This is a genomic window from Methylocucumis oryzae, assembly GCF_000963695.1.
Taxonomy (GTDB): Bacteria; Pseudomonadota; Gammaproteobacteria; order Methylococcales; family Methylomonadaceae; genus Methylovulum; species Methylovulum oryzae.
On sequence record NZ_LAJX01000291.1, the window covers coordinates 1 to 8,156 of the forward strand.

Annotated in this window: 11 protein-coding genes; 3 read left to right on the forward strand and 8 right to left on the reverse strand. The window is 43.2% G+C overall.

The window, feature by feature from the left end; translation table 11 throughout:
• The first annotated feature begins 55 nt into the window (after positions 1–55).
• Positions 56–451 (forward strand): hypothetical protein, encoded by a 396-nt coding sequence (locus tag VZ94_RS20310; RefSeq protein ID WP_045780629.1) that lies wholly within the window; start codon positions 56–58, stop codon positions 449–451.
• On the opposite strand, the gene VZ94_RS20315 is transcribed toward VZ94_RS20310, so the two are convergent.
• The 4 genes from VZ94_RS20315 to VZ94_RS20330 form a co-directional block, all read right to left on the reverse strand.
• On the reverse strand, positions 448–762 hold the full coding sequence (locus tag VZ94_RS20315; protein ID WP_045780630.1) for a PilZ domain-containing protein: 315 nt from the start codon (positions 760–762) through the stop codon (positions 448–450). The two genes, VZ94_RS20310 and VZ94_RS20315, sit on opposite strands and share 4 nt — an antisense overlap.
• Positions 763–1,070: 308 nt before the next feature.
• Positions 1,071–1,478: a bacteriohemerythrin gene (locus tag VZ94_RS20320; protein WP_045780631.1), complete on the reverse strand. Its 408-nt coding sequence runs from the start codon at positions 1,476–1,478 to the stop codon at positions 1,071–1,073.
• An 86-nt stretch (positions 1,479–1,564) separates the two neighbouring features.
• Positions 1,565–2,851 carry an alpha/beta hydrolase family protein gene (locus VZ94_RS20325; RefSeq protein ID WP_045780632.1) on the reverse strand — a complete coding sequence of 429 codons (1,287 nt, stop codon included), beginning with the start codon at positions 2,849–2,851 and terminating at the stop codon, positions 1,565–1,567.
• Between the two features lie 26 nt (positions 2,852–2,877).
• Positions 2,878–3,240 carry a Spy/CpxP family protein refolding chaperone gene (locus tag VZ94_RS20330; protein ID WP_045780633.1) on the reverse strand — a complete coding sequence of 121 codons (363 nt, stop codon included), beginning with the start codon at positions 3,238–3,240 and terminating at the stop codon, positions 2,878–2,880.
• A gap of 274 nt (positions 3,241–3,514) precedes the next feature.
• Here VZ94_RS20330 and VZ94_RS20335 point away from each other — a divergent pair, with 274 nt between their 5' ends.
• Together VZ94_RS20335 and VZ94_RS20340 are read left to right on the forward strand one after the other, a co-directional pair.
• The gene (locus tag VZ94_RS20335) at positions 3,515–4,216 is read left to right on the forward strand and encodes a response regulator transcription factor (RefSeq protein ID WP_045780634.1); all 702 of its coding nucleotides are present in this window, start codon (positions 3,515–3,517) and stop codon (positions 4,214–4,216) included.
• Positions 4,217–4,343: 127 nt separating this feature from the next.
• Complete coding sequence (locus VZ94_RS20340) at positions 4,344–5,672, forward strand: ATP-binding protein (protein WP_052700782.1); 1,329 nt, start codon at positions 4,344–4,346, stop codon at positions 5,670–5,672.
• Positions 5,673–5,812: 140 nt separating this feature from the next.
• Here VZ94_RS20340 and VZ94_RS20345 read toward each other — a convergent pair whose 3' ends face one another.
• The 4 genes from VZ94_RS20345 to VZ94_RS20360 form a co-directional block, all read right to left on the reverse strand.
• Positions 5,813–6,019, reverse strand: a complete 207-nt coding sequence (locus VZ94_RS20345; protein WP_045780635.1) for a hypothetical protein — start codon at positions 6,017–6,019, stop codon at positions 5,813–5,815.
• Positions 6,012–6,491, reverse strand: coding sequence for a type II toxin-antitoxin system VapC family toxin (locus VZ94_RS20350; protein WP_045780636.1), 480 nt, complete (start codon positions 6,489–6,491; stop codon positions 6,012–6,014). Before VZ94_RS20350 ends, VZ94_RS20345 begins: the two co-directional genes overlap by 8 nt.
• 188 nt (positions 6,492–6,679) lie before the next feature.
• On the reverse strand, positions 6,680–7,006 hold the full coding sequence (locus tag VZ94_RS20355) for a type II toxin-antitoxin system PemK/MazF family toxin (RefSeq protein ID WP_045780637.1): 327 nt from the start codon (positions 7,004–7,006) through the stop codon (positions 6,680–6,682).
• Complete coding sequence (locus VZ94_RS20360) at positions 6,999–7,223, reverse strand: hypothetical protein (protein ID WP_045780638.1); 225 nt, start codon at positions 7,221–7,223, stop codon at positions 6,999–7,001. Before VZ94_RS20360 ends, VZ94_RS20355 begins: the two co-directional genes overlap by 8 nt.
• Positions 7,224–8,156 lie beyond the last annotated feature (933 nt).

Consider the following 8,156-nt stretch of genomic DNA (forward strand, 5'->3'; position numbering starts at 1 on the left):
CAATGTCGCACGATTAATCCAGACGATGCGTTATTAGCGGGGTTAGTCGCTAATATTGGCGTGGTGCCTATTTTGCATTTTTGTCGAGCAAAATACTGAGCAATATCATGAAGCAGATAAATTACTGACGACCTTAAGCTTACTAGCCCCGTCAGTTGGCTCGCTGGTATTACATACGTTAGGGTTTAATGAGCAATTAGCCGATATTGCGCTTCATGCTGAGGATTGGTTTTATCAAAGCGAAGGCCAGCAACCGGAATTGATTGATTTAGTCATCTTAGCTAAATTGCATAGTTACATTGGCAGTCCACGTCGAAAGGAACTGCCGTATATCAACACGTTACCCGCTTATGCTAAATTTAAAAACACGGAGTTAACGCCAGAATTGTCGCTTATGGCACTACAAAAAGCTCAACAGCGTATTCACGCGATTATGAGCTTATTCATTTAAGATTCTAAACGCTTAGCAAATATATTTTGTACGCCTGCACCGGGCAATGCCGTTTCACTGTCTTTGCCGACATAGACGATTTCGCAGCGATAATGCGACCATTTACCCTCTATTAATACATGTAAGTCACCAAATTGTGACACTAGCGAGGGTGGGATACCTGGCTCTGGAACGACTAGAAACGCGCCATAAGCACTGATGTTACTAGTTTTGCCAACATACTGTGCGCCATTTAAGAAGAGTCGATAATCTGTTTCAACCGCGACGCGAGGATGTTGGCGTTTATCTATGATGTTTTCGGAGTCGGTCATTACTTTATCCAATAGTTCGGTTAATGAATATCAAGCTGGGTCAGTCTTAATTTGAGGATGCTTTTAAAACTGTTTTGGTGCGATAGCAACGTTTTTAATGTTTTTTTGGTGCGTTTATTACAACAGTTACGGGTTATCGCATTATTATTTTATTTATGTTATTGATAGTTAAAGAATAAAAATGTTGGCATTAAATCTGCTTTAGTAAAAGTAACATCAATGTTTTTACTCTCCTGTGTTTGGTGCCATCTTGGGGCGTTCTATTTCTCGGATAGAACGCCTTTTTTTTTCGACTGCTATTTTTCGATTTAATGGAGTCCTTGACTGTTTAAATAATGCGCTAATTCTTTGTCTGAACCTAGAATATGATGTTGTAGCCAATCTTGTAAAAAGTGCATAGTTTCCATCGTAATATGCGTATTACCTGATTCTAGTTTATGCTGTAAGTTAACCGCAATATCGACTAAATCCTTATGTTCTTTCAAGTGTTTTTCTGCATTGGGGTAATTGTATTGCTGCATAAACTGTTCTTCAGTGCTGAAATGAAAACCAGTATATTCAATGACTCTGCTCAGCACCTTAGCCATAATTTCATTCGCATCGCCGGCTAACATGTGATTATGCAAGCCATTAATGAGTTGTACTAATTTCTGGTGTTGTTGGTCAATTTCAGTCACACCTACTTCAAGTTGCTCTGTCCACGTAATTAATGACATAACCGCCGCCTTTTATAATTGTTGTTAGTGTAAAGTAGTATTTTAACCTACTCTAAAACAATAAGCGCGGTGGTTATGTTGGCTTTTTATTTTATTTTTAATTCCGCTCGTTTACCGCTCCATAGTTGAAAATCACTGGCATTTAACCATTGCTTAGCGTTGGTTTTAGCTTTAACCAGCGAATCTAAAAATGCCGTAGTCACGCTTCGGATAATCGCAAGCGTTTTATAGGCATGATCTGTGGCAGCGTTGGCATGGCGTGGATTCATGCCCGGTGGCGCCATATTACCAAAGCCCATAGGGCCGCTGCCAGCGCTGACGCCAATATTGACATGCATACTTTGTAGCCCGGTTAAGCCAGGTGGTTCGGCACCGTCAGGCCCTGGTGGTCTAGTACCCTTTGGTTGTTCATTGCTATGGCGGGCCTCAAAGCGTGAGCCGGAAAATAGCGTATGCTCAGCATCTTCAAGCGTTAACAAATATTTATTGCCGGAAGGCGCATACTCCCAAATTGCAGTGCGTAGCTCTGGAATACTGACGCCATAATCATCTGTATCGCTAGGGCCTGTTATCGTTAGTATAGGCGAGGATAGCTTTTGAAAACGATGCGAGACATCACCGGCGGCTAAGTCAACGACAGGGCTTAACAATACTGTAGCTTTGGGTTTAATTGCGCTTAACGTGGTGGGGATTGTGATGGCCGGATTTTGCTCTAGCAGCGCAGTGGCGGTTCGTGCGCCTAATTCGTAACCGGCGATAACAAGATTATTTAAATCTAATGCTGCGTATACCGATGTTGACTGCTGTGCGCGTTGCTTTAATTCTTGCACGGCAAACGCTAAATGGGCTAAGCGTTTTATTAATTCTGCATTAGAAAAGTACGCTCGACCAACATAATGTAAATCGCTATAGCGTAAATTTTGTAACCGACTTAAGTCATTGTTCTCCTCTTCTTTGTTAAGATTAGCCTGTTCCGGCAATGCATCCAATCCCTTAAGTGCCGTTGCCACCGCCATAGGTTGTACGGTAAACACGGCATAGCCCGCCTGCGCCCATTGTTGCCGCCAAATTGCACCCGCATTAGCATCTTCTCCTAAACCTGGTAAGTAAATAATGACTGGATACATACCTGAGTCTTCAGGCATTACCAGCGTTGTATCGAGTAATACGCTATCATGCAACCAAATTTCCCGAGTTGATTTAATCCGGTGGTTTTCGTCGGACGCATAACCACCGGTAGCCACAAATTCATTCATTTTTTGCGTTTGCTGAGCAAGCGTTAAATGCTGAGATTTCGGCAAACAACCCGCTAATCCAGTTAATGTAAAGGCTACGACTAGGATAGCTTGTTGAAGGTAAGACACTTTAATCATTTGCAGTGATGAGTGGAAACTAACCGTTAGCCTCTAGGAGTGTGTGCGAAGTTAGCCATTTTTGTTTTAAGCTGCTCTCTTTGCTCCTCGGTTAATACTTGATAAACCGCGTTATCAATTTGTGCTTTTTCTAACTGGGCTTGCGCCATGGATTGCGTGGCTTGGGCAATTAACGCTTTTACTTTATCTTCGCTGTAATCCATAGAGAAAGGGAAGTTGTGGATTTGCATTTTTAATTTAAACGCTTCATCCATTTTAGTTTTCATCGCTTCGCCTTTTGCATTCACAATTTGTTTAATCGTTGCTTTTTGCTGCTCAGATAATGTCAGGTCGGCTAAGTACGGTGGTAACTCATTTTGAGTAAAACCCGGTCTTGGCAGGTGAGGCAAGCCCTCTGCACCACAAGGGGCATAGCACCTCCGTCAGGTTTAGCGAATGCTACGAAAGGGGTTAAAAGTAAAATTGCGATTGCTTTAGAAACTGTGTTCAACATAAAAAAACTCCAATAGTGAATAATTTGAGAGCTGTTAAGCTCAGGGTTAGTATGCTGGATTTTAAGTAAACTGCCGTTAGCGAATGTAAAACTGCGTAAAACTGTTAGCGTAAATGTTAAGAAAACGTTTTCATATAGCCCCATACAAGCCAGGTTAAAAACATCCCCTCATGACGACTAAAACACGCGTATTATTAATCGATGACGATATTGAATTGTCAGAGATGCTGAAAGAGTATTTAGAACAAGAAGATTTTGATGTTGTTGCCAAGCACGATGGCGAAAGCGGTTTACATCAGGCATTGTCAGAGCAATATGCCTTAGTGGTGTTAGACGTAATGCTGCCAGGTTTAAAAGGCATAGACGTTTTGAATCGTATTCGTATGCATAGCCGAGTACCGATATTAATGTTAACCGCTAAAGGCGATGATGTTGATCGCATTGTTGGTTTAGAGTCTGGCGCGGATGACTATGTGCCTAAGCCTTGCACACCTAGAGAATTACTGGCACGTATTCGGGCTATTTTACGCCGTACAGCTCACTCTCAGCATAGCGACATATTGGATAAAGTCATTCATTTAGCGGCGTTAACGGTTTGGCCGGAGCAGCGTAAAGCCGAATGGAACGGTCAGGTTATCGATTTAACCAGTACCGAATTTAGTTTATTAGAAATTCTGGCTATGAATGCTGGCAAAGTGGTCAGTAAAAAAGAGCTATCCGAGCAAGGGTTAGGGCGGCCCTTAGCACGCTTTGATCGCAGTATCGACGTGCATTTAAGCAGTATCCGGCAAAAATTGAATCAATTTGATAATGCGGGTTCGGTGATTGTTACGGTTAGAGGCAAAGGTTATTTGTATGCAAAAAATAGTTAAGTTCTCGCGTGCGTTAGAGGATGTTGTTTAATGGGACGCTTGTTCTGGAAATTTTTTTTGGTGTTTTTATTTGCGTTTTTAACCACAGGAGTAGGCGTCGGTGTCTCGGTATCGTTATGGCATAAAAATGCATGACAACCAAAATGTCACTGGAGTCGAACGTCATGCTCATTTTGCTAAAGCGGCTTATTCTGTATTGAAGCATGGTGGTAGCGTCGCGTTAAAAGCGTTTTTGGCAGAACGCGAGTCAGAGCCTTTTGCGCCACCTATTTATGCCGTCGATGAATCAGGCCAGGATATTTTAGCGCGGCCGGTAAGTGCTGAGACTATTGCTCAAGCGCGTGAGTTGGTTGATTCTTTTGCGTTTGACCACGCGGTTTATTCTGTATCGGCCGATGATGGGCATACTTATTTATTATTTGCCTCTCAACCTGGCTTGGGTTTCGGCCCCGATAGAGGCCCACCACCCGATTTAAGCCACCCACCGGGTGATATGAGAGGCCCACCGCCAGGTCATTCTCACGACTTAAATGCAGAATTTAGGCAATTCAGTCGCCAACCGGTACTGCCTATCATTGCCGGCACGCTAGTGAGTTTTATTTTTAGTTGGTTACTCGCAGGGTATTTTGCTAAGCCGATTAGGCATTTACGTCAAGCGTTCGAAGCTATGTCGCAAGGGCATTTACATACTACCGCTGCACCCAAAATGGGTAAGCGCCGTGATGAGTTGGCCGATTTAGGCTTACATTTTGACCACATGGCCGAACGTATTCGTATCTTAGTCGATGCGCAACAACAATTACTACACGATGTTTCCCATGAGTTGCGCTCTCCGCTTGCCCGAATGCAGGCCGCGATTGGCTTAGCCTTGCAACAACCAGAGAAAATGGCCGCATCGCTTCAGCGTATTGAGCGTGAATCACAACGTATGAGCGACTTAATCGGTGAATTGCTAACTTTTTCTCGCTTAGAAGTCGATGATTCTGCGCACGCTGAGCAAACTATCGATATGGACGAATTGCTTGATGAAATTGTCGAAGATGCCCGGTTTGAAGCCAATCATAAAGCGGTCAAAATTATGTTTTCTCGCCCTGAACACGTTTTGTTAAAAGGCCGGGCTGAATTAGTGCATAGAGCGATAGAAAATGTGTTACGCAATGCGATACAACATACGGCAAACGCTTCGCATCTATTAGTCGACGTCAAACTCGATAAAACCAAGCAACTCTTGAGTATCAGCATTGCCGATCAAGGGCCGGGCGTGAGTATGACTGAATTAACCAAAATCTTTGAACCGTTTTATCGGGGCAGCCATAAAACCAAACAAGACAGTATTGGCTTAGGTTTAGCGATTGCAAAACGAGCCGTTGAGCTGCATTTTGGCAAGATTTACGCCGTTAATCGGCCTGAGGGAGGTTTGAGAATCGTGATGGAGTTTCCTTATTCTGCGAAATGAGTAGGCTAAAACCCATGTGTTGAGCGTTTTCAAGCATGTAGGGTGGTTTCGCGATAGCAAACCGCCATCGGTGTACTCCGAAACGGCGGATTGCCCGTCGGCGAATCTTCCTTACATCTTATACGACTGACTGGTTTGAGTTAGCGGCTTGCGAAACGTGTACGTTGCAATTCAAAGTTATCCCCTAAAGGAGGATTGGAGGGGGGCGAAATGACAACCCAACCCTCCGCAGCATGTTGTTCTTGCCGTGCTTTCAGGTCAGCAAAAATTCGGTCTAAATCATAATCCATACTGGCCGCGTGTTGCTCACGGATATTACGGACTTCCTGGATAATGCTGTCACTCATTTTCACCTCCAATGAGTTCTTCGGGTGTACAAATAAAGGGCAGGAACAAGCTTTTTAGCCGAAAATTATGAGCAATCTTGGCTTGTATTTCTGGGTTGGCAATATGCCGGCAGTTCCAAGTTAACAAATAATCTGCAAAATGAACTGTCGCAATCGAAATGTGTAATGCGTCTTCGCTTGCTTTTGTGGGAACGATACCGGTGAGCACCAAATCTTTGGCAAGTTCGACGCATTGCGCTGTAATTTCAAGCAAGGGGATGCCCTGCAAAGCAGCTAAACGTTTGCTTGCGGCATCTGAATCGCCCGCACTACACTCGGCAAGGACAAGTTCCGATGCATACAGGTCGAATTGACTACGTTTGTCCCAAAACAGATAAGTGCTTTGCTGGTGACCCGCTTCAATTACATTCCTGCTGGGCTTAGCGGTAAGGTAGCTGATGACGGATGTTTCAATATAGACCTTGCGGCTCATTTAAATAATCCTTTTAGAAACTTGCAAGAAGCGTAAAACTCACAAGGTGATATTTGTAACACTAAAGCGCGTAGGATGGTTTCGCGTTAGCAAACCGCCGTCGGTGTGCCCAGAAATGGCGGATTGCCTATCGGCGAATTCACCTTACATCTTATACGACTTACGGGTTATTTAAGTGGTTGAAATTGTCATTCAATGCTTAAAGCAACCTTCAGCGCAACATTTAATTCGGCAAGTTTGAGAACAGATAACTTACCAATATAATCAGTCAATACCGATTTGTGCAAGCTCACCAACTCATCGCAGTGGATACTGCTTGAATGTTTTAATCCATCGGCAACATCAACATGAACCTGTGTGGAAAAACCATGATATTTGCTATAAATCGGTGCGCTAACAACTGTTGAGAATTGCGAATCAATTAATAGTTGGCGGCTGACAACAACGAAAATCCTAGAACGTTTTGGGTCGCGGGTCGATGGGTGCGCTACGCGATATAAATCACCTCTATTCATGAATCAATTGGTAGCTGAGTACGTCTTCTGCCTCCCGATTTAGCTCATCTGCATATTGGTTAATCTGTTCCAATTCCCCCCCCATTTCTTTATGGGTGGTAAAAAAATAACGTAACGCTTCAGCGATAAGGTTTGAACGATCCTCTAACTGAGGTGCACGACGCTCTAATTCATTGAATAGTTCATCCGGTAAAGAAATGTTGGCTTGAATAGTCATGTTTAATTTCAGGATAAAGTGTTGAACTCATGGCGGGTAGGGCGGTTTCGCGATAGCAAACTGCTATCGGTGTACCCCGAAGGCGGATTTATCGGCGAATCCACCTTGCATCAATACGACTTACGGTTTTTGGTGCATGGAATGCACCCTACTTGRACTTTAAAAAAACAAAAACACCATGAATAATTAAAAATCTGTAATTTTTAAATAAGGTATGACCACACCGCAATAATTATTTTCTATGAATCCAAGAATTTTTCCAAAAAAATATAAAATAAAGAAAGTGGGTATCCATAAAACAATATAACTACTAATCCACGAAAGTCCTTGCACTAATGAAGTTAAACCAATTGTGTGAATAGCAGAAAGCTGGAATACAATAGGCAACTGCAAAAAAATAAATTTACTTTTTGAAATCAGCATTTGGTAAAAAAGCAAGGACAAAAACATAAAGCACTTATAAATAAATAGGTAGAACATAAAATCACTCCTGTCTTACTCATAATAGTTTTACCCAACGTAGAGCTGGCCGGCGCTACGCGGCTTTTTCGCGCAGCGTCCAGCGACTGAAAGGAGCGAGGTTGAGCGCCGGGTTAGGCGATGGTATTGAAAGCATCGTTTTCTCATGAACTCGCTACAGAACGGAAAATTATCACTATCAAAGGAATTATGGCGAGAACAGCGCCAGTTGAAACTGCCCAGCCCTCGAACCAGTTCAAAGGCCCCTCGTTTTGTCACGACATCCACTGATTTGTGCGAGCCGAATTAGCTCGTAGGGCGGTTGCGCGATAGCAAACCGCTATCAGTGTACCTTGAAATGGCGGATTGCCTATCGGCGAATCCCCTTACATCTATACTATTTACGTGTTACAGCGTTGTTTTTGTTACAGAGAAATACCAAAAGTAAACCAATGGACTTCAACTTTAGAGCTG